This is a genomic window from Enterobacter cloacae complex sp.6700776 (genome assembly GCF_048284255.1).
GTDB lineage: Bacteria > Pseudomonadota > Gammaproteobacteria > Enterobacterales > Enterobacteriaceae > Enterobacter > Enterobacter intestinihominis.
The window spans coordinates 127,333-146,757 of record NZ_JBLVYK010000009.1 but is presented as its reverse complement, the minus strand read 5'-3'; the positions used below and the strand labels follow the sequence as shown (position 1 = coordinate 146,757).

Sequence of the window (19,425 nt, the reverse complement as noted above, 5' to 3'; positions counted from 1 at the left end):
ATTAAAATTAAAAAATCTGACACGTAATTTCAGGAAACTAATACTTTTCACCAAGAGAACAAAATTATAACTATCTGTTTCCATCATTAATTTTGAAAAAACTTTATGCTAACATTTAAGCCCGCCTACCCAATAAAACCGATAAGATAACTATCAATCTGTTAATTTTATTACATCAGCTACCTTTATTTCCTTCAAAAAATCATTCTTATTCATGAAAAAATGAAATTGCCTGATAAAATCAATCGTGCAAGATTTAAGAGCAAGAGGTCGGTCAGTATCCTTGATCTGCTGGGGTAGTCTAATTTCACTTTCTGCGTCGTCGTCTGTATATAGTATCCTAGATAGTCTGTCGTCAGAGATCCGAACCTTTTTTATTTCAGCCCAAACTAGGATATCAAGCATAGGTATGATGCGATAATTGATAAGCTTCTTGATTGTCCCATAGCCGAAACGAACCGAGTTTAATGGGTTCTCATCTATTTCCATGTACTTACGCCATTGTGGTAATGCTGCTTTGAGTGATTCTGCAATTTCTTCGTCTGTACCACTTGAGAGATCAATTTCCAGCATAATTGTTTTTTCGAATTGATCAGGCAAACTTTCTATGAGAGCTTCTTCCTGAACCTCTCCATTGATGGAATACCCGTCATCACCATGCCACACATAATTCCCCCGCTGCATAGCGATGATACTTATTTCAGCCAATCGTTCAAGAGTAGTCAGAAAGAAATGGGGCGGCTGAAACAAACGGTTATCCGGGGTCATATAGCTGAGTTGCTTTTCCTCAATCAGAAACGGGATACCACTAAAGATTTTTTCAAAATAGCCCATCAAAGCCCTAGATTCAAAATTTTCCCTGTAACTTTTAAAGAACAATGTGCGCGCCCACAATTCATGGTAGAACCTAATCAGAGTGAGTTCTTCGAAACGACGATAAGTATCTATATTAAACCAAGTCTGAATTTCTTTGTTATGTTCAGGTTTCCAGTTTTTCATATTATCTACCATGAATGATACATCACCATATCATATGCTGTTACGTAGAAAATGGAAAACCCTCCTGCCTAAGCAGGAGGCATTTTGACAGGAATTTAACTTTTTGGAACTATGCCCTTTTGAAATCAAATGGAGATACGTACCGCACTTGCAAAATATCAAGATAGTCGGCCCACCATTGCAACATCAATCTACGCTCATCCAAATGCTCAGCCTTATGGATATAAGCCGCTCGCACAGAATTACGTTCCACATGACTCATCTGCCGCTCTACTGCATCTTTTGTCCACAAGCCTGACTCAATCAACGAACTACACGCCATAGTTCTGAAGCCATGCCCACAAACGTCTACTTTCGTATCATAGCCCATAGCACGTAGCGCTTTGTTTACCGTATTTTCACTCATAGGTTTACGTGGATCATGATCGCCAATGAAAACCAACTCACGATCACCACTGATTTCTCGAATTTCTTCCAGCACTTTAAGTGACTGGCGGCTTAACGGGACAAGGTGGGGTGTATGCATCTTAGAACCACGATGAGAGTGCTTCACGCCAGGTAGTGGGTCTCGTTCCGCAGGGATAGTCCACATTGCATTTTCAAAATCGATTTCTGACCAACGGGCAAAACGTAGTTCACTTGAACGGATAAATACCAACAGAGTAAGCTGGACAGCTAGTTTGGTCAGCTTTCTCCCCTTATAGCATTCGATATACCCCAACAGTTCAGAAATACGATCAAAATTTAAGGCGGGACGATGAATGCGTTTAGCCGTTGATACAACGCCAGCCATCTCTTGTGCCGGATTGTAGTCGAGTAAGCCACTTTGAACAGCGTAGCGCATAATTGCAGTTGTACGTTGCTGAAGGCGGGAAGCAACCTCAATGCGCCCAGACATCTCAACAACCCTAATCGGAACCAAAAGATCACAAGTCTTCAGATCAGCAATGTTACGTTTGCCAATAGAAGGGAAAAGGTTATCTTCCAAACTTTTTAGTACACGTTTTCTATGATCTTCCGACCATTTTTTATTTGTTGCATGCCAGTTTCTGGCGACAGCTTCGAAAGTCAGTGCCCCACTTTGCTCAATCTTGTCTTCCTTCTTTTTCTCAGAAGGATCGATATCGTTGGAAATGAGCTTCCTAGCTTCATCACGCTTTCTGCGAGCATCAGCGAGAGAAGTCGTAGGATAAACCCCTAACGCTAAAACTTTCTGTTTGCCCCCGAAACGGTATTGGAGTCGCCAGTACTTTGAACCATTGGGGTTGATCAGCAGGTGCATACCCTGCCCATCAGTAAGTTTGAAGGGTTTGTCAGAGGGCTTGGTAGTCCTAACTTTGATATCGGTGAGAGCCATCAGTTGATACCTCCAGTGTTGGTACCAAAATCAATCGAACCGAGAATACCATCAGTTATACCATCATCAGTTGGTACATGTTCAAAGAATTGAGTAGACGTAGACAGACTAAGAAAAGCTAGAAAACTACTTAACTTACTGTTTTTATGGACTAAAGTAGACGTTAGTAGACTTGAAAAAAACTTTGTATGGTGCCGAAGGCCGGACTCGAACCGGCACGTATTTCTACGGTTGATTTTGAATCAACTGCGTCTACCGATTTCGCCACTTCGGCACTGAAGGGGATGCGGAAACGTTGTGGATTATACCTGTCGCGCGCCGCCATGCAAGCGACGACGCGCGAAACCCGCGCTAAGTGCCCAAAAAACCAGCGCCCTTCGTCACTCCAGCTCAGACACCGCCAGCCGAATCACCCCTGCCGCCTTCTGCTCCGGCAGCGCCAGCACCTTTGCCCACATCTCCTGCACCATATCGCAGGAGAGCTTCTCTTTGCCCGCCGCCTTCTCCGGCATCTGCAGCAGTTGGATGTCCTCGCCGTACTGATCGGCAAGTTGCTTCATAATCGGTCGGACATCCTCGACGGCCGCCTCACGCTCGGCCTGGGTCACGGTGTGGCGGTTTTTGCCGTAGGCCGCGCGCATCATGTCCGCATCGGCCTGCATGCGCCGCGCCATCAAATCTTTATCCAGCATGCGCATCGGGTTGATGCCGCCCTTCACCATCGGGTAGAGGAAGCGGAAGCAGGCGTCGTCGCTCACCTTCTGGATGGCGGCGGTCTGCTCCATGTTGATGGTCATGTAGTTCACCACGTTGGCGTCCGGGGCGTTTTGCAGGCGCGACATCTGCAGATGCAGGATCTGCGGCTGGATGGTGTCGATAATCTGCTGCTCCGGCTCGCCCGCTTTTTGCAGGGCGGCCATCTGGTCGAGGATGCGCTGATGCAGCGCGGGCTCCTGCTCCTTAATCACCTGCCAGGCGGGCATCGCGTTGAGGGCGTTATCCATCTGCCGTTCCGGGGCGCGCTGCCTGTCGAAAAACACCCAGAACGCCACGGCGGCAGCCGCAATGACGATAATCACAATACGGGTCCACGTTTTATTCATCTCGCATCCTTATCCTTGAGTTATGCCGGTTTACACCGGCACGCCGCTGTGGAAGCGAAACTCGTTGTCCGGTGTCGAGATAAGTGTGGCTTCAATTTCGCCAAAATGCTGTATGCGCGGTGAGATATCGTCGTCACTCACCTGCTGGGCCAGCGTCAGGTAGTCCTGATAATGGCGCGCTTCCGAGCGCAGCAGCGAGAGATAGAACTTCTGTAAGTCATCGTCGAGGAACGGGGCCAGCGCGGCGAAGCGTTCGCAGGAGCGGGCTTCGATGTAGGCCCCGCAGATGAGCTTGTCGATCAGCGTCAGCGGTTCGTGGGTGCGCACTTCCTTCAGCATCCCTCTGGCGTAGCGGCTGGCGGTGATTTTGACGTACGGAATGTCGCGGGCCAGCATCGCCTCGCGCACCTGACAGAAGTGGTGCAGCTCCTCTTTAATCAGCAGCACCATGCTGTCGATGAGCGCCTGTCCCCACGGGTCGTCGGTTTTGGGCATCACGCTTTTGCCAATCTGCCTGTGCAGGGCGATGAAGTCCGGCTCCGGGCCGTCGCGGAAGGTGAAAAGTTCGTAGGGTTTAAGCCAGTCGAGCAGCGCGTCGGCACCGCTTTCGTCGGCGACGTATTTACGCACGAGTAATAGCGCAGTCTGGGCGGCCTTGAGCTCGCACACCATGTGGTCGGTGAGCAGCAGCGGCAGGTTCGCCGGGTCGCGGGCTTTATCAATCCATGCTTGCGGGGTCGGGCACTGGAGGAAGTTGAGTACGGGGGCGAGTATCTGCGGGTAATCCATGGTTCTGCCTTGAAAAAAGCGGTGGCGCGCGCCACCGCCTGAAACGCTTAGTGACGCACGCCGTCGTCGTCTTCGTCGACGTAATCTTCGTCGTCGCCTTCTTCGCCGTCTTCACCGTTCGGATCTTCGAAGTAGGTTCCCCAACCGTCGTATTCCACTTCAAACTTCTCGGCCAGGTTCATCAGCTGTTCGACCTGCGCGTCGATCAGCTCCGCCTTCAGCGCGCCTTCGCTCAGGATGTCGCAGCAGATGACGGTGTCGCCCTCTTCCACTTCCAGCTCTTCCGGCTCGGTCACTTCGTAACCCAGCTTGAAGGCTTCCACGGCCATTTTTTCCAGCGCTTCAAAGTCGTCCGCAGAGAAATGGTGTTCGATGGTGTACAGCGCGTCCGGATCGCTACCGTCTTCCAGCAGTTCTTCAATAATCAGACGCGTCTCTTCGCGTTGCTCTTCCAGTAATTCCGGGTTTGCCATGGGTCAATCCTCTTTAAAGTGCGGCAGATACTTCTATTTTCACACACGGACGGGTTTGCCTCCACCTTTGTTGGAAAGATTTGTGAAACGGGGTTGCAAATGAATAATTACACATATAAAGTGAATTTTAATTCAATAAGTGGCGTTCGCCATGCGAGGATAAAATGTCTGATCTGTACAAGAAACACTTTCTGAAATTGCTCGACTTTACCCCTGCACAGTTCACTTCTCTGCTGACTCTTGCCGCACAGCTCAAAGCCGATAAAAAAAATGGCAAGGAAGTACAAAAGCTTACTGGAAAAAACATCGCGCTCATCTTCGAAAAAGACTCAACCCGTACACGTTGCTCTTTCGAAGTTGCCGCATTTGACCAGGGCGCGCGCGTTACCTGGTTAGGGCCGAGCGGCAGCCAGATTGGGCATAAAGAGTCAATTAAGGATACCGCACGGGTGCTCGGGCGGATGTACGATGGCATTCAGTATCGCGGCCACGGCCAGGAAGTGGTCGAAACGCTGGCGCAGTACGCGGGCGTGCCGGTGTGGAACGGGCTGACCAACGAGTTTCACCCGACGCAGCTGCTGGCGGACCTGCTGACCATGCAGGAGCACCTGCCGGGCAAGGCGTTTAACGAGATGACGCTGGTCTACGCGGGCGACGCGCGCAACAACATGGGCAACTCGATGCTGGAAGCGGCGGCGCTGACCGGGCTGGATCTACGCCTGGTGGCCCCGAAAGCCTGCTGGCCGGAAGAGAGCCTGGTGGCGGAGTGCAGTGCGCTAGCGGAAAAGCACGGCGGGAAAATCACCCTGACGGAAGACGTGGCGGCGGGCGTGAAGGGCGCGGACTTTATCTATACCGACGTCTGGGTGTCGATGGGCGAAGCCAAAGAGAAGTGGGCGGAGCGGATTGCGCTGCTGAGGGGGTATCAGGTGAACGCGCAAATGATGGCGCTGACCGGCAACCCGAACGTGAAGTTCCTGCACTGTCTGCCCGCGTTCCATGACGACCAGACCACGCTTGGCAAGCAGATGGCGAAGGAGTTCGACCTGCACGGCGGGATGGAGGTGACGGACGAGGTGTTTGAGTCGGCGGCGAGTATCGTCTTCGACCAGGCGGAAAACCGGATGCATACGATTAAGGCGGTGATGGTGGCGACGCTTGGGGAGTGATTGACTCCTCTGCGGTCTGGTGCCCTCACCCCGGCCCTCTCCCACAGGGAGAGGGAGAACACCCAGCCCGTAGGCCCGTGCAAGCGCAGCGCCGCCGGGCGAATCAGGCGACGATGCGGTCTGGTGCCCTCACCCCGTCCCTCTCCCACGGGGAGAGGGAGAACACCCAACCTGTAGGCCCGTGCAAGCGTAGCGCCGCCGGGCGAATCAGGCGGCGATGCGGCCTGGTGCCCTCACCCCGGCCCTCTCCCACGGGGAGAGGGAGAACACCCAGCCCGTAGGCCCGTGCAAGCGCAGCGCCGCCGGGCGAATCAGGCGACGATGCGGCCTGGTGCCCTCACCCCGGCCCTCTCCCACAGGGAGAGGGAGAAAACACAACCCGTAGGCCCGTGCAAGCGTAGCGCCGCCGGGCGAATCAGGCAACGCTGCGGCCTTATGCCCTCACCCCGGCCCTCTCCCACGGGGAGAGGGAGCAAACCGGCGCCATTTCATTGATTTTTCACCCTGAAAAAGGTACGTTTTCGCCTTCATTCCAGCGTGGACATGCCAGCATTATGCCGATTATTCAGTCTGTTGAACGTGCGTTGCAGATCCTCGACCTGTTCAACGAGCAGGCCACCGAGCTTAAGATCACCGACATCAGCAAACTGATGGGGCTGAGCAAGAGTACCCTCCACTCGCTGCTGAAAACCCTCCAGCTTCACGGCTATATCGATCAGAACCCGGAGAACGGCAAATATCGCCTCGGCATGAAGCTGGTTGAGCGCGGTCATTTCGTCGTGGGCTCCATCGATATTCGCCAGAAGGCGAAAGGCTGGCTGACGGAGCTGTCCCAGCGGACCGGGCAGACCACCCATCTGGGGATCCTGGACGGTCGTGAAGGGGTCTATATCGAGAAGATTGAAGGCAAGCTGGCCGCCATCGCCTATTCGCGGATCGGCCGCCGCCTGCCGGTTCACGCCACCGCCATCGGCAAAGTGTTGATTGCCTGGCTGGGCGAGGCCGAGCTGAACGCCCTGCTGGAGGGCTATCAGTACACCACCTATACCCCTTCCACCCTCGCCTCTCGCGAAGCATTAATGGCCGCTCTGGCGCAGACCCGCGAGCAGGGCTATGCCCTGGACAGCGAAGAGAACGAGCAGGGCGTGCGCTGCGTGGCGGTGCCGGTGTGGAACCACGAATCCCGCGTGATTGCCGCCCTGAGCCTGTCGACCTTGACCTCGCGCGTGGACGACGCCGAGCTGGCTAATTTCCGCGAGCAGCTTCAGCAGGCCGGGCTCGAGCTCTCACGCGCACTGGGCTATGCCGGCTCGTAGGTGAAGTAGTCGAAGTCCGCGTGGCAGCCGTCGCCGCTGATGTCCTCGCAGTGCAGTCCCACAAACGCACCGGTAAAGAAGCCGCGCCCGCCGATGTAGTCGTCCGACAACTTCCACGCCTCATACGTGATCGGCACGGTATGCCATGTCTCGCCGTCGAACGAGTAGCTGTAGCGGTAGACCAGTTTATCCACGTCCACCCTTAGCCAGACGCTCTCGGCCTGTTCCGGCACCGGAATCGGCTGCTCGTGCAGCGGCCATGACGGCACGTTGTGGTCGAGCTGGATCACCTTGATGGTTCTCCCCTGCCCCTCCTCGTAGTCCACAAAGCAGTAGCTCCAGTTTTTGCTGTTGTAGTAGCAGGTCAGCCCCGCGCTCTGCTGGAAGTGGACCGGCGAGAACTGCATCCGCGTCTCGGCCCGGAAGGTGAAATGCTGCCAGCGGCGCGCCACGGTCGACTGGGTAAAGGTCGAGTTGAGCGAGTCGTTGCCGTAGAGCCGTAAGTAGCCCGGGCGGGCGGTAAGCGAGCCGAGGGTATCGTCGAACGGAATGCGCAGGGTCTGCAGTTCCGGGTCAAGCGAACTGGCGTCGAAATCGTCCCGCCAGATGCCCGGAACGGCTGCAGGCTGCTCCGCCATCTGCGGGCCTTTCACGGTCAGTTGCGCGTGCCTGCCGCCTTCCACGTAAGGCCAGCCGTCGCGCCATTCAATGCGGGCGATGCCGGTCTCGCGCCCCAGCGGGCAGTATCCGCGCCCGCCGGAGGCCAGCAGCGGCACGCCGGGCAGGCGCAGCGGGCGGCTGGTGAGGTAGGCCATATACCACTCCCCGGTGTGGGTTTGCAGCAGCGAGCCGTGACCGCTCTTTTGCAGCGGGTTCTCCGGCAGGTGCCAACTGGTCATCATCGTCACGTCCGGGTGCAGCTCGTACGGCCCGTCGATATTTTTTGAACGCAGCACCACGACGGCGTGCTCGTAGCTGGTGCCGCCCTCGGCCACCATCAGGTAGTACCATCCCGCGTGGCGATAAAGATGCGCCCCTTCGGTGTAGCAGAGCGGCGTGCCGGTAAACAGCGTTTTGCGCTCGGGCGAGAGCGTGCCAGTCTGCGAATCAAACTCCTGCATCACGATGGTGTTGTGCGGGTTGCTGTGGTGGCGCGGCCCCCACGGGCGGTAGAGGTAGTATTTGCGGCCATCGTCGTCGTGGAACAGGGAGGGATCGAACCCGCCGTTGCCCATCGGGATCGGCTCGCTCCACGGCCCCTCGATGGACGGCGCGGTGACGAGAAAATTGCGGCCGTTTTTCCACGGCGAGTCGACAATCTTCACGTCGGTGTAGAGCAGCCAGAACCTCCCGTCGGCGTAGCTCAGGCACGGTGCCCAGATGCCGCCGGAGTCCGGGTTGCCCTTCATGTCCAGCATCGACACGCGGTCCAGCGGGGTGCTGACCAGCGACCAGTTTTTTAGATCGCGGGAGTGGTAGATGCGCACGCCCGGGAACCACTCGAAGGTCGAGGTGGCGATGTAGTAGTCCTCGCCCTGACGGCAGAGGGACGGGTCCGGGTTGAAGCCGGTCAGGATCGGGTTAGTGATTTCCATAATGCCTCCGGTTAATGGGATGCGGCTGTCGCAGCGTCGGGAACGGCCTCGCCCTGCAACGCGCGGTGCTTGATCAGCTGCTGGCTGATGGCCTCCACGCGGGCGTCGGTGAGCTTGTAGAACGACAGCATGATGAACATGCCCGCGTAGAGCACCACCGGCACCACGCAGAACAGAATTTTGATGGTGGTCAGCACCTCAACCGGCTGCACGCTGCTGCTGGCGGAGTAGTTGACGTACGCCAGGATCCAGCCCACCACCGCCCCGCCAATTGCCAGGCCAATCTTCAGGCTGAACAGGTAGGTGGAGAACACCAGCCCGTCGAGGCGGCGTCCGCTGCGGCTCTCCTCGTAATCCACCACGTCAGAGGCCATCAGCCACTGCAGCGGCGTGGTGGTGTTAAAGACGAACAGGAACAGAATGTTGAGGGCAAAAATCAGCGCGATGTGCTCCGCCGGGGTGACGAAAATCAGCAGGCTAATCAGCGAGTAAGCGACGATGATCCACTTGAAGGCGGTAACGCGGTCGAAGCGGCCCAGCAGACGGGAGGAGCAGAGCGAGCCGAACATGGTGGCGAGGCTGCCGTAGAGTAAAAACTGGGTCGCCATCTCCGGGTGATCCATCACGTATTTCACGAAGTAGAGCGTCGCCCCGCCGCGCACCACGTTGGAGCAGGTCGCCATCATCTTGAAGGCACACATGATGCGCCACTGGCTGTTGCCCAGCAGCAGCTTAAGGTCTTTCGCCACTGACGAACCCGGCTGCACCTCAAAGGTGTAGCGCTCTTTGGTGGTAAAGAAGCAGACGTAGAGCAGCACCACGCCGCTCAGCCCCAGCACGCACATGGCGCCGAAATAACCCACCTGCTCGTTGCCTTTGCCAATGATGCTGACCAGCGGCAGCGCGATGCCGCTGATGGCGAGCGACCCCGCCGCCGCCAGGAAGAAGCGCCAGGACTGCAGGGCGTGACGCTCTTTCGGGTCGGCGGTAATGACGCCCGGCATGGCGCAGTACGGGACGTTAACGAAGGTGTAGACCAGAGTCAGCAGAATATAGGTCACGCAGGCGTAGATGATTTTGCCCTGCGCGGAGAAGTCCGGCGTGTAGAAGGTCAGCATGCAGACGATGCCGAACGGGATGGCGCCCCACAGCAGGAACGGGCGAAACTGGCCATGCCGCGTGCGGGTGCGGTCTACCAGCAGCCCCATCAGCGGGTCGGTCACGGCGTCGAGCACGCGGGAGACTAAAAACAGCGTCCCCATAATGCCCGCGGAGAGGCCAAACACGTCGGTGTAGAAATAGGCCAGCAGGAACATCGTGGCTTGCCAGACGAAGCCGCAGGCGGTGTCACCCAGCCCGTAGCCAATTTTGTCTTTCATGGTTAATTGCGTCATCAGAATTACACCCTTATGTAGTGTGCTGAATTACAACATCGTGTTAATGGAGTGTAATGAGCTGTTCAATTAACCAGCAATGCTCATATCTTATTTCTGTATTACGTTATTTCGCTTTTGTGACGTCAACGATATATCGCAACTTATTGTTTAAATTGGTAAATTGCAGACACGTAAAAACCGCCCGCGGACTATTTTCCGCAGACGTTTTTCTCTCACAAAATAATTAAATACCGAGCGCTTTTTTACCGGCGTTAATTACCTCAATGATTTTATCGGTGTCATAAATACAGCCTTTCCAGGTGCCGCCGCTCACGGACTGTAATGCCGCCCACAGCCGGGTATCGTCCGGCAAAAAGTCGTGAGCGTGCAGGTCCGGATGCACCTGCCGCCGTGCCAGCTCGCGCGCGCCCTCTTCCGGCGTCAGCGGGTTGTCCGCAGTACCGATAAAGTTTACGCTGCCTGTTAATGTCAGGCGGTCCACCGCAATCTCAATGATGTCGTTGTCGCGCAGCTTGCCAATCGGCCCGCCCGCCAGCGCCTCCGGCGACACGTGGCCGAAGCAGGCGCCCGTCGACACGCCCGAGAAGCGCGCATCGGTGATTAACGACACCGTTTTGCCCCACGAGATGTGTTTGAGCGCGGAGGTGAGCTGGTAGGTCTCCTCCATGCCGGTGCCGGACGGTCCACCGCCGATCACCACCATGATATCGCCCTGCTCAATCTCTTCCCGCTTGATGGCCCTGATCGCCTGCGCCTCCGAGACAAACACCCGCACCCGGCCGGTGTGGCGGTAAACGCCATCTTCACCGACGACCGACGGGTCGATCGCCGTGGCCTTGATTACCGATCCTTCCGGCGCAATGTTGCCCGTCGGGAAGCAGACCGTCGAGGTCAGCCCTTTCGCTTTTGCTTTCTCCGGCGGCAGGATCACGTCATCCGGCTCCACGCCGTCCTGCTCGCGCAGGCACTGGCGGAAGCGCGCCCGGCGCTCGGACGCCTGCCACCAGTCGAGGTTCTCGCCGACCGTCTGGCCGGTCACGGTCATGGCATCAAGATGCAGCAGGCCGAGATCGCGCAGGTGGAGCATCACCTCCGGCACGCCGCCCGCGAGGAACGCGCGCACGGTCGGATGATAGTCCGGGCCGTTGGGCAGCACGCTTACCAGGCGAGGCACCCTGCGGTTAACGCGTGTCCAGTGCTCAACGTCCGGAATAGTGCAGCCCGCCGCGTGGGCGATGGCCGGAATGTGCAGCAGTAAATTGGTGGAGCCGCCGAACGCCGCGTGGATCACCATCGCGTTTTCAATAGCTTTATCGGTAAGGATATCGCGCGTGGTGATGCCGCGGTTATCCAGCTCGTTCACCGCCCGCGCCGACTGGCGGGCGATCTCCAGCCACACCGCCTGTCCGGACGGGGCCAGCGCGGAGTGCGGCAGCGCCAGACCCAGCGCTTCGGCCACCACCTGCGAGGTGCCCGCCGTACCGAGGAACTGACACCCGCCGCCCGGCGACGCGCAGGCGCGACAGCCCAGCTCGGCGGCCTCCTGCAAGGAGAGTTCATGGTTGGCAAAGCGCGCGCCGATGGTCTGCACCTTGCCCGCATCTTCCCCCACGGTCGGCGGCAGCGTCGCCCCGCCTGGCACCAGAATGGTCGGCAGATCGTGCATCGCGGCCAGCGCAATCATGGTAGCGGGCAGCCCTTTATCGCAGGTTGCCACGCCGATCACCGCCCGGCGCGTCGGCAGGGAGCGGATCAGGCGGCGAAAGACGATCGCCGCGTCGTTGCGGTACGGCAGGGAATCAAACATGCCGTGCGTGCCCTGCGAGCGCCCGTCGCACGGATCGCTGACGAAGGCCGCAAACGGGATCCCGCCGTTGCGCGTGATCTCCTTCGCCGCCGCCTGCATCTGCATGCCGATTTCCCAGTGTCCGGTGTGGTAGCCCAGCGCAACCGGGCGTCCGTCTCCGGCGCGGATGCCGCCCTGAGTACCGATAATCAGCACTTCTTTGCCGGTCAGCTTGTTAGCGTCCCAGCCCATCCCGGCGTTCTGCGTCATGCCGAACAGGTTGCCGCTGGGGGATTCCATCAGCATTTGCGGGGTCAGCGGCAGCGCGCCCTGCGGCCCCGCTGCGTGGGTAATGACGGCATAAAACGCATCGTCCTGCGGGGTGAAAATTTTCTCGATGGTCATGGTTATCGTCCGGCTCAGCAGAGCTTGAGCTGTTGTAGCAGGGTTTTCAGCTGCGCCTTACGCGGCTCGTCCAGCGGCGAGGCTGGTGGCAGGACGTGCGTAGAAATTGGACGACCGCAGAGCACGATCGCCTCTTTAATGACGTTCACAAACGGCGTATCCAGCTGATACATCTGCGGGATTTGCAGCAGGGTCTGATGATACTCAGCCGCTTTCGCCACGTCTTTATCCCGCCAGGCTTTCAGAAGATTTACCGACACCTGCGGAGCAAAGTTACCGCTGGCCGAGATCGCCCCGTCACCGCCGAGCAGCAGGGTATTGAACAGATGATCGTCGTAGCCGCAGAGCACGGTGAAGTGTGGATGGGCCGCTTTAACGGTGTGGATCATGCTGCGCAGGTGGGCGACGGAGTCGATGGTGTCTTTGATGCCGACGATGTTACTGCGCGAGTCGGCGAGGGTTTTCACCAGCGCCGGGGTCAGATCCTGCCCGGTCAGCGCCGGGAAGTTATAGAGCATCACCGGCAGCGTGACGCTGTCGGCCACCTGTTCGAAGTAGCGGATCAGGTTCGCTTCCGACACTTTCCAGTAGTAAGGGTTGATCACCACGATGCCGTCCGCGCCCGCCAGCTGCGCGTGCTGGCTCAGCTCAATGGTTTCCCGGGCGTTGGTGCCGCCGGTGCCGATCAGGACCGGCACACGACGATCGACATGATCGATCGCAAACCGGGCAATGGTTTTACGCTCTTCGGCGCTGAGCTGGGAGAACTCGCCGCCGCTGCCCAGGAAGAACAGGCCGTCGACGCCCGCAGCGATCAGATCGTCGATCAGCGCGGCGGTACCCGGTTTATCGAGCTGGCCATCGGCGGTAAAAATGGTGGAGACAGGGGGAATGATACCCGTGAACAACGCGGACTGCGGCATGTGATCTCCTTGCTGAATCATTTTGTTCTACATTATAGAACAGTGTTCATTAATTTAACGATCATACTATGACGGAGAAAAAGCACAGGTAAATGGGAGATGAGGAGGGAGTGCGGGAAGTTTAAGCTGGATCACATAATGTCCGCTAACCCCTCACCCCGGCCCTCTCCCCAAAGGGGCGAGGGTGGTAAAGTCCCCTCTCCCCTTTGGGGAGAGGGTTAGGGTGAGGGGTAAGGAATTACTCCACCAGCATCTTAACAACCACTTTCCTGACCTTAGCAGGTGCACCCACCGCGCACAGCGGCTTATGCACTTCGCCCGGGTAAAACACCACGAAATCCCCTTCGCTCAGCACCACGGTTTTCTCCTGCTCGCCTTCGGGCAGGAACGCGATGTCTTTGTCCGCCAGCCAGTCGGTGTCCGGCGTGCCGTGCGGCAGGGTGCTGAAGGTCATCCCTTCCTGCCCCTTCAGCACAATCTGAATATCCAGGTAACGTGCATGGTATTCAGCGCGACGCTCGGCGAACGGCTGGGTCATGTCCTCCGATACCAGATAAAACAGGCTGTTGCCGCTGATGTCGTGCTTGCCGGTCGGCGTCGCGTCGGTGACGTGGGCCTTGACGTGCTCAATGGCCTGGCGCAGCTCTTCTGGTAGCCAGGACTGGAGATGATGAATATTGCCAATAATCATGATACAACCCTCAAATTAAAACATTGTTTCATTTTTATCTTTTATACGAGAATCGCCTCTCCCATACCAGCCCTTTTTAGACAAGATTTGCGCCAGCGCATGTTTATCGGAAAATGTGTTAATTCACTGTTAATTACATAAAGGCATTTATGCAGTCGTTATGCATAACCTCATTTCCTAAGCTTTACGCAACTTATCTAACTCGCTGAATTTAAAACGTAACTCACAAAACCTGTTGTTGCATCACACTTTATCACTTCGGTTATTTCCTTTAAAAATCCATAATTATTTATCGATTTCTCTTAAGTGAAAAATAGTTAACTATCATTATTGCATAGCTATTCTCGAGGAAAAATTTTATTCATTAAAATCAACAGCATAACTAAATATTTCAAAGCATGTAATTCTACAAAACAATAACAACCTCAAATATTGGCACCCGTTCCTGCTTAGCTATTCATCCCGTAATAATATGAAATTAATCATTATCTGATACGAATCATGCAAATGAAAATAAACTGCTCAATATCGGTTTTCGCGTGAGCAGCGTCACAATAACCATTATTTAAGCGCCTACTATGAATCACGAAATCAATTGAGCTTAGCCGCCATGAAATTAAACACATCACATGGCGCATGCCCTTTTTATTCTGAAAAACAGTTAAAGGAATAATTATGGAAAAGCATTACGTCGGTTCTGAAATTGGTCAATTGCGTAGCGTTATGCTGCACCGTCCTAATTTAAGTCTTAAACGTTTAACGCCATCGAATTGTCAGGAGTTGTTATTTGATGACGTGCTCTCGGTTGAGCGGGCGGGAGAGGAGCATGATATCTTCGCAAACACGCTGCGCGAGCAGGGTGTGGAAGTCCTTCTATTGACCGACCTTCTTACGCAAACGCTTGATATTGCCGAAGCAAAAGCCTGGCTTCTTGAAACACAAATCTCCGACTATCGCCTGGGACCAACCTTTGCCGCCGACGTGCGCGGCTGGCTGGCGGATATGCCGCACCGGGAACTGGCGCGCAGATTAAGCGGCGGATTAACCTACGGTGAAATTCCGGCGGCCATTAAAAATATGGTGGTCGATACCCACACGGCGAATGATTTTATTATGAAGCCGCTGCCGAACCACTTATTTACCCGCGATACCTCCTGCTGGATATATAACGGCGTCTCCATTAATCCGATGGCGAAACCCGCCCGTCAGCGCGAAACCAATAATCTGCGCGCAATATATCGCTGGCACCCCGCATTTGCCGATGGCGAGTTTATTAAGTATTTCGGCGACGAGAATATTAATTACGACCACGCCACCCTGGAAGGCGGCGACGTATTAGTGATTGGCCGCGGGGCGGTATTGATCGGCATGTCAGAGCGCACGACGCCGCAGGGCGTGGAGTTCCTCGCCAACAGCCTGTTTAAACATCGTCAGGCCGAGCGCGTGATCGCCGTTGAGCTGCCGAAACATCGCTCCTGCATGCACCTCGACACCGTGATGACCCACATCGACGTGGACACCTTCTCCGTTTACCCGGAAGTGGTGCGCAAGGACGCCCAGTGCTGGACGCTCACCCCGGACGGACGCGGCGGCCTGCTGCGTACCCAGGAAACCGACCTGCTGCACGCCATCGAGAAAGCCCTCGGTATTAACCAGGTGCGCCTGATCACCACCGGCGGCGATGCCTTTGAAGCCGAACGCGAGCAGTGGAACGACGCCAACAACGTCCTGACCATCCGTCCGGGCGTGGTGATCGGCTACGAGCGCAACGTCTGGACCAACGAGAAATACGATAAGGCGGGCATCACCGTGCTGCCGATCCCGGGCGACGAGCTGGGGCGCGGTCGCGGCGGCGCGCGCTGCATGAGCTGCCCACTGGAACGCGACGGAATTTAAAGGAGCCATCATGGAACGAAAACCCACTCTGGTTGTGGCCCTTGGCGGCAACGCGCTGCTCAAGCGCGGCGAGCCGCTGGAAGCGGACATCCAGCGCCAGAACATCGAGCAGGCCGCCCGCACCATCGCAGGCTTAACGGAGCAATGGCGCGTGGTGCTGGTGCACGGCAACGGCCCGCAGGTCGGGCTGCTGGCGCTGCAAAACAGCGCCTACGACAACGTCACCCCCTACCCGCTGGACGTTCTTGGTGCAGAAAGCCAGGGAATGATCGGCTACATGCTCCAGCAGGCGCTGAAAAACAATCTGCCCCAGCGCGAGGTGAGCGTCCTGCTCACGCAGGTGGAAGTGGACGCCGCCGACCCGGCGTTCAGCAACCCGACCAAGTACATCGGCCCGGTCTACAGCGAAGCCCAGGCGAAAGCGCTGGCCGCGGAAAAAGGCTGGGTGTTCAAGGTCGACGGGGCCTATTTCCGCCGCGTGGTGCCCTCTCCGCAGCCGAAGCGCATCGTGGAGAGCGACGCCATTACGGCGCTTATTCAGCGCGACCACCTGGTCATCTGCAACGGCGGCGGCGGCGTGCCGGTGGTGGAAAACGCCAACGGTTATCGCGGCATTGAGGCTGTGATCGACAAAGACCTCTCCGCCGCTCTGCTGGCGCGGCAGATCGAGGCCGATGCCCTGCTGATCCTCACCGATGCCGACGCGGTGTACCTCGACTGGGGCAAACCGACCCAGCGCCCGCTGGCGCAGGTCACGCCGGAACTGCTCAGAGGCATGCAGTTCGACGCCGGATCGATGGGGCCAAAAGTGGCCGCCTGCCGCGAGTTTGTTGAAGCCTGCAACGGCATTGCCGGGATCGGCGCGCTGGCCGACGGCGCGGAGATCCTGGCGGGCGAGAAAGGCACGTTGATTCGTAACTGAGCACCCATTTCCCCTCACCCTAACCCTCTCCCCAAAAGGGAGAGGGGACGATTAAAACCTCTCCCCTTTGGGGAGGGGGCTGGGGTGAGGGGTAAGGTCTTAGACATTAATTTTAAAAAGGATTTACCCATGACCATCAACCTGAAAAACCGCAACTTCCTGAAACTGCTGGACTACACCCCGGCGGAGATCCAGTACCTGATCGACCTCGCCATCGAGCTGAAGGCGGCCAAAAAAGCCGGGCGCGAAAAGCAAACCCTGGTCGGGAAAAACATCGCCCTGATCTTTGAAAAAACCTCCACCCGCACCCGCTGCGCCTTTGAAGTGGGCGCGTTCGACCAGGGCGCGCAGGTCACCTACCTCGGCCCAAGCGGCTCGCAGATTGGCCACAAAGAGTCGATGAAGGACACCGCGCGCGTGCTGGGCCGCATGTATGACGGCATCGAGTACCGCGGCTACGGCCAGGCCATCGTTGAGGAGCTGGGCGAATACGCGGGAGTGCCGGTGTGGAACGGCCTGACCGACGAGTTCCACCCCACGCAAATCCTTGCCGACCTGATGACCATGCTGGAGCACTCTCCGGGCAAAACCCTGCCGGAGCTGAGCTTTGCTTACCTCGGCGACGCGCGCAACAACATGGGTAATTCGCTGATGGTCGGCGCAGCCAAAATGGGGATGGATATCCGCCTTGTGGCGCCGAAATCCTTCTGGCCGGAGGCCGGGCTGGTTGAGCAGTGCCGCGCCATCGCCAAAGAGACCGGCGCGCGCATCACCCTCACCGACGATGTGGGAGAAGGCGTGCAGGGCACCGATTTCCTCTACACCGACGTCTGGGTTTCCATGGGCGAGCCGAAGGAGGCGTGGGCCGAGCGCGTTAGCCTGATGAAGCCGTATCAGATTAATGCGGACGTGATGAAGGCCACCGGTAACCCGAACGTCAAGTTCATGCACTGCCTGCCGGCGTTCCACAACGAACATACCAAAGTGGGCCGCGAAATCGAGATGGCGTACGGCCTGAAGGGGCTGGAGGTGACGGAAGAGGTCTTTGAATCCCCGAACTCCATCGTCTTCGACGAAGCAGAGAACCGCATGCACACCATTAAAGCGGTCATGGTGGCGACACTCGGCGACTAATCACCGCCCGGCGCGCCGCGGGGTGCGCCGGGTTCAGGAGAACATCATGGGCAAGTTCAAATTTCCCTCCGCTTATACCATTCTCTTTTTTCTGATTGCCGTGGTTGCCGTGCTGACGTGGATTGTTCCGGCCGGGCAGTACCATATGGCGATGAACGAGGCGCTCGGCAAAGAAGTGCCGGTTGCTGGCACTTACGCGCACGTGGCAGCGCACCCGCAGGGGCTCGTCTCCGTGCTGATGGCGCCGATTGCCGGGCTGTACGATCCGGAGTCCGGCCAGGCCGGGGCGATCGACGTGGCGCTGTTTATTCTGATCATCGGGGGATTCCTCGGGATCGTCACTAAAACCGGGGCGATAGACGCCGGGATCGAGCGCGTCACCACCCGACTGCGCGGCCGCGAAGAGTGGATGATCCCGATCCTGATGGCGCTGTTTGCCGCAGGCGGCACGATTTACGGCATGGCCGAAGAGTCGCTACCCTTCTATACCTTACTGGTGCCGGTGATGCTGGCGGCGCGGTTCGATCCGGTGGTCGCTGCGTCCACCGTGCTGCTCGGCGCGGGGATCGGCACCCTCGGCTCCACCATCAACCCGTTCGCCACGGTGATCGCCGCCAACGCCGCCGGGATCCCCTTCACCAACGGCATCGCTCTGCGCCTGGCGCTGCTGGTGATCGGCTGGATCATCTGCGTGGCGTGGGTAATGCGCTATGCCCGCAAGGTGCGCAAGGATCCGTCGCTGTCGATCGTGGCGGATAAACAGGAAGAGAATCTCGCCCACTTCCTCGGCAACAAGGGCGAGCAGTCGCTGGAATTTACCCCGGTGCGCAAACTCATCCTGGTGATCTTCGCCCTCGCCTTCGCGGTGATGATCTACGGCGTGGCGGTGCTGGGCTGGTGGATGGCGGAGATTTCGGCGGTGTTCCTCGCCAGTGCCATTATTGTCGGGCTGATCGCCCGCATGAGCGAAGAGGAGCTGACCTCAACCTTTATCAACGGCGCGCGAGATTTGCTGGGCGTCGCGCTGATAATCGGCATCGCGCGCGGTATCGTAGTGATCATGGATAAGGGCATGATTACCCACACCATTTTGCACAGCGCCGAGGGAATGGTCACCGGATTGTCGACGGTGGCGTTCATCAACGTGATGTACTGGCTGGAAGTGGTGCTGTCGTTTCTTGTGCCTTCTTCGTCCGGCCTGGCCGTTCTGACGATGCCGATCATGGCGCCCCTTGCCGATTTCGCTAACGTCAACCGCGACCTGGTGGTTACGGCTTACCAGTCGGCGTCCGGCATCGTCAACCTGATCACTCCCACCTCTGCCGTCGTGATGGGCGGGCTGGCTATCGCCCGCGTGCCCTACGTGCGTTATCTGAAATGGGTCGCGCCGCTGCTGGGGATTTTAACGGTGGTGATTATGGTGGCGTTAAGCCTGGGCGCTTTGTTGTGATTTGCCGGATGGCGCTGCGC

At 57.3% G+C, this 19,425-nt stretch carries 17 protein-coding genes and 1 tRNA gene; 7 read left to right on the top strand and 11 right to left on the bottom strand.

Features of this window, described 5'->3' with window-relative positions:
• Positions 1–153: 153 nt before the first annotated feature.
• From ACNQ0T_RS15100 to rraB, 6 genes are all read right to left on the bottom strand, one after another.
• Complete coding sequence (locus tag ACNQ0T_RS15100) at positions 154–999, bottom strand: DUF6387 family protein (protein WP_151390997.1); 846 nt, start codon at positions 997–999, stop codon at positions 154–156.
• Positions 1,000–1,108: 109 nt separating this feature from the next.
• Complete coding sequence (locus ACNQ0T_RS15095) at positions 1,109–2,356, bottom strand: tyrosine-type recombinase/integrase (protein WP_151390998.1); 1,248 nt, start codon at positions 2,354–2,356, stop codon at positions 1,109–1,111.
• 189 nt (positions 2,357–2,545) lie between these two features.
• Positions 2,546–2,630, bottom strand: a tRNA-Leu gene (locus tag ACNQ0T_RS15090).
• A gap of 106 nt (positions 2,631–2,736) precedes the next feature.
• A complete protein-coding gene (locus tag ACNQ0T_RS15085) occupies positions 2,737–3,459 on the bottom strand; it encodes a hypothetical protein (RefSeq protein ID WP_045307839.1) in 723 nt (240 codons plus the stop codon).
• Between the two features lie 30 nt (positions 3,460–3,489).
• A complete protein-coding gene (miaE, locus tag ACNQ0T_RS15080; RefSeq protein WP_180243437.1) occupies positions 3,490–4,248 on the bottom strand; it encodes a tRNA isopentenyl-2-thiomethyl-A-37 hydroxylase MiaE in 759 nt (252 codons plus the stop codon).
• 47 nt (positions 4,249–4,295) lie between these two features.
• A complete protein-coding gene (gene rraB, locus ACNQ0T_RS15075) occupies positions 4,296–4,721 on the bottom strand; it encodes a ribonuclease E inhibitor RraB (RefSeq protein WP_017694625.1) in 426 nt (141 codons plus the stop codon).
• Between the two features lie 99 nt (positions 4,722–4,820).
• Here rraB and argL point away from each other — a divergent pair, with 99 nt between their 5' ends.
• The 3 genes from argL (at position 4,821) to xynR (ending at position 7,206) form a co-directional block, all read left to right on the top strand.
• Positions 4,821–4,916: a putative translational regulatory protein ArgL gene (gene argL, locus ACNQ0T_RS15070; protein WP_213083700.1), complete on the top strand. Its 96-nt coding sequence runs from the start codon at positions 4,821–4,823 to the stop codon at positions 4,914–4,916.
• Entirely contained in the window at positions 4,886–5,890 is a 1,005-nt protein-coding gene (argF, locus tag ACNQ0T_RS15065) for an ornithine carbamoyltransferase (protein WP_032625248.1), read from the top strand. The genes argL and argF (ACNQ0T_RS15065) overlap by 31 nt, the downstream gene beginning before the upstream one ends.
• A gap of 554 nt (positions 5,891–6,444) precedes the next feature.
• The gene (gene xynR / locus ACNQ0T_RS15060; RefSeq protein WP_417930206.1) at positions 6,445–7,206 is read left to right on the top strand and encodes a DNA-binding transcriptional repressor XynR; all 762 of its coding nucleotides are present in this window, start codon (positions 6,445–6,447) and stop codon (positions 7,204–7,206) included.
• Here the strand turns inward: xynR and ACNQ0T_RS15055 are convergent.
• From ACNQ0T_RS15055 to ACNQ0T_RS15035, 5 genes are all read right to left on the bottom strand, one after another.
• Entirely contained in the window at positions 7,191–8,801 is a 1,611-nt protein-coding gene (locus ACNQ0T_RS15055; protein WP_417930205.1) for a glycoside hydrolase family 43 protein, read from the bottom strand. The two genes, xynR and ACNQ0T_RS15055, sit on opposite strands and share 16 nt — an antisense overlap.
• An 11-nt stretch (positions 8,802–8,812) precedes the next feature.
• A complete protein-coding gene (locus ACNQ0T_RS15050; protein ID WP_157508505.1) occupies positions 8,813–10,195 on the bottom strand; it encodes an MFS transporter in 1,383 nt (460 codons plus the stop codon).
• Positions 10,196–10,421: 226 nt separating this feature from the next.
• Positions 10,422–12,389, bottom strand: a complete 1,968-nt coding sequence (gene yagF / locus ACNQ0T_RS15045) for a xylonate dehydratase YagF (RefSeq protein WP_417930204.1) — start codon at positions 12,387–12,389, stop codon at positions 10,422–10,424.
• Between the two features lie 14 nt (positions 12,390–12,403).
• A complete protein-coding gene (gene yagE / locus ACNQ0T_RS15040; protein WP_023299196.1) occupies positions 12,404–13,312 on the bottom strand; it encodes a 2-keto-3-deoxygluconate aldolase in 909 nt (302 codons plus the stop codon).
• Positions 13,313–13,550: 238 nt separating this feature from the next.
• The gene (locus ACNQ0T_RS15035) at positions 13,551–14,003 is read right to left on the bottom strand and encodes a YhcH/YjgK/YiaL family protein (protein WP_022646886.1); all 453 of its coding nucleotides are present in this window, start codon (positions 14,001–14,003) and stop codon (positions 13,551–13,553) included.
• 675 nt (positions 14,004–14,678) lie between these two features.
• On the opposite strand from ACNQ0T_RS15035, the gene arcA reads away from it, so the two are divergent.
• The 4 genes from arcA (at position 14,679) to ACNQ0T_RS15015 (ending at position 19,405) form a co-directional block, all read left to right on the top strand.
• A complete protein-coding gene (gene arcA / locus ACNQ0T_RS15030) occupies positions 14,679–15,899 on the top strand; it encodes an arginine deiminase (protein ID WP_023305333.1) in 1,221 nt (406 codons plus the stop codon).
• A 10-nt stretch (positions 15,900–15,909) separates the two neighbouring features.
• On the top strand, positions 15,910–16,821 hold the full coding sequence (arcC, locus tag ACNQ0T_RS15025; protein ID WP_417930203.1) for a carbamate kinase: 912 nt from the start codon (positions 15,910–15,912) through the stop codon (positions 16,819–16,821).
• 129 nt (positions 16,822–16,950) lie between these two features.
• The gene (argF, locus tag ACNQ0T_RS15020; protein WP_038415176.1) at positions 16,951–17,955 is read left to right on the top strand and encodes an ornithine carbamoyltransferase; all 1,005 of its coding nucleotides are present in this window, start codon (positions 16,951–16,953) and stop codon (positions 17,953–17,955) included.
• 46 nt (positions 17,956–18,001) lie between these two features.
• Positions 18,002–19,405: a YfcC family protein gene (locus ACNQ0T_RS15015; RefSeq protein ID WP_096204524.1), complete on the top strand. Its 1,404-nt coding sequence runs from the start codon at positions 18,002–18,004 to the stop codon at positions 19,403–19,405.
• The last annotated feature ends 20 nt before the right edge of the window (positions 19,406–19,425 follow it).

Coding starts and splice junctions, on each gene's coding strand:
- ACNQ0T_RS15085 (WP_045307839.1), bottom strand. CDS start 3,459: ATGAATAAAACGTGGACCCGTATTGTGATTATCGTCATTGCGGCTGCC.
- argF (WP_032625248.1), top strand. CDS start 4,886: ATGTCTGATCTGTACAAGAAACACTTTCTGAAATTGCTCGACTTTACC.
- miaE (WP_180243437.1), bottom strand. CDS start 4,248: ATGGATTACCCGCAGATACTCGCCCCCGTACTCAACTTCCTCCAGTGC.
- rraB (WP_017694625.1), bottom strand. CDS start 4,721: ATGGCAAACCCGGAATTACTGGAAGAGCAACGCGAAGAGACGCGTCTG.
- arcC (WP_417930203.1), top strand. CDS start 15,910: ATGGAACGAAAACCCACTCTGGTTGTGGCCCTTGGCGGCAACGCGCTG.
- yagE (WP_023299196.1), bottom strand. CDS start 13,312: ATGCCGCAGTCCGCGTTGTTCACGGGTATCATTCCCCCTGTCTCCACC.
- ACNQ0T_RS15035 (WP_022646886.1), bottom strand. CDS start 14,003: ATGATTATTGGCAATATTCATCATCTCCAGTCCTGGCTACCAGAAGAG.
- ACNQ0T_RS15100 (WP_151390997.1), bottom strand. CDS start 999: ATGAAAAACTGGAAACCTGAACATAACAAAGAAATTCAGACTTGGTTT.
- xynR (WP_417930206.1), top strand. CDS start 6,445: ATGCCGATTATTCAGTCTGTTGAACGTGCGTTGCAGATCCTCGACCTG.
- ACNQ0T_RS15055 (WP_417930205.1), bottom strand. CDS start 8,801: ATGGAAATCACTAACCCGATCCTGACCGGCTTCAACCCGGACCCGTCC.
- ACNQ0T_RS15095 (WP_151390998.1), bottom strand. CDS start 2,356: ATGGCTCTCACCGATATCAAAGTTAGGACTACCAAGCCCTCTGACAAA.
- argL (WP_213083700.1), top strand. CDS start 4,821: ATGAATAATTACACATATAAAGTGAATTTTAATTCAATAAGTGGCGTT.
- arcA (WP_023305333.1), top strand. CDS start 14,679: ATGGAAAAGCATTACGTCGGTTCTGAAATTGGTCAATTGCGTAGCGTT.
- argF (WP_038415176.1), top strand. CDS start 16,951: ATGACCATCAACCTGAAAAACCGCAACTTCCTGAAACTGCTGGACTAC.
- ACNQ0T_RS15050 (WP_157508505.1), bottom strand. CDS start 10,195: ATGACGCAATTAACCATGAAAGACAAAATTGGCTACGGGCTGGGTGAC.
- ACNQ0T_RS15015 (WP_096204524.1), top strand. CDS start 18,002: ATGGGCAAGTTCAAATTTCCCTCCGCTTATACCATTCTCTTTTTTCTG.
- yagF (WP_417930204.1), bottom strand. CDS start 12,389: ATGACCATCGAGAAAATTTTCACCCCGCAGGACGATGCGTTTTATGCC.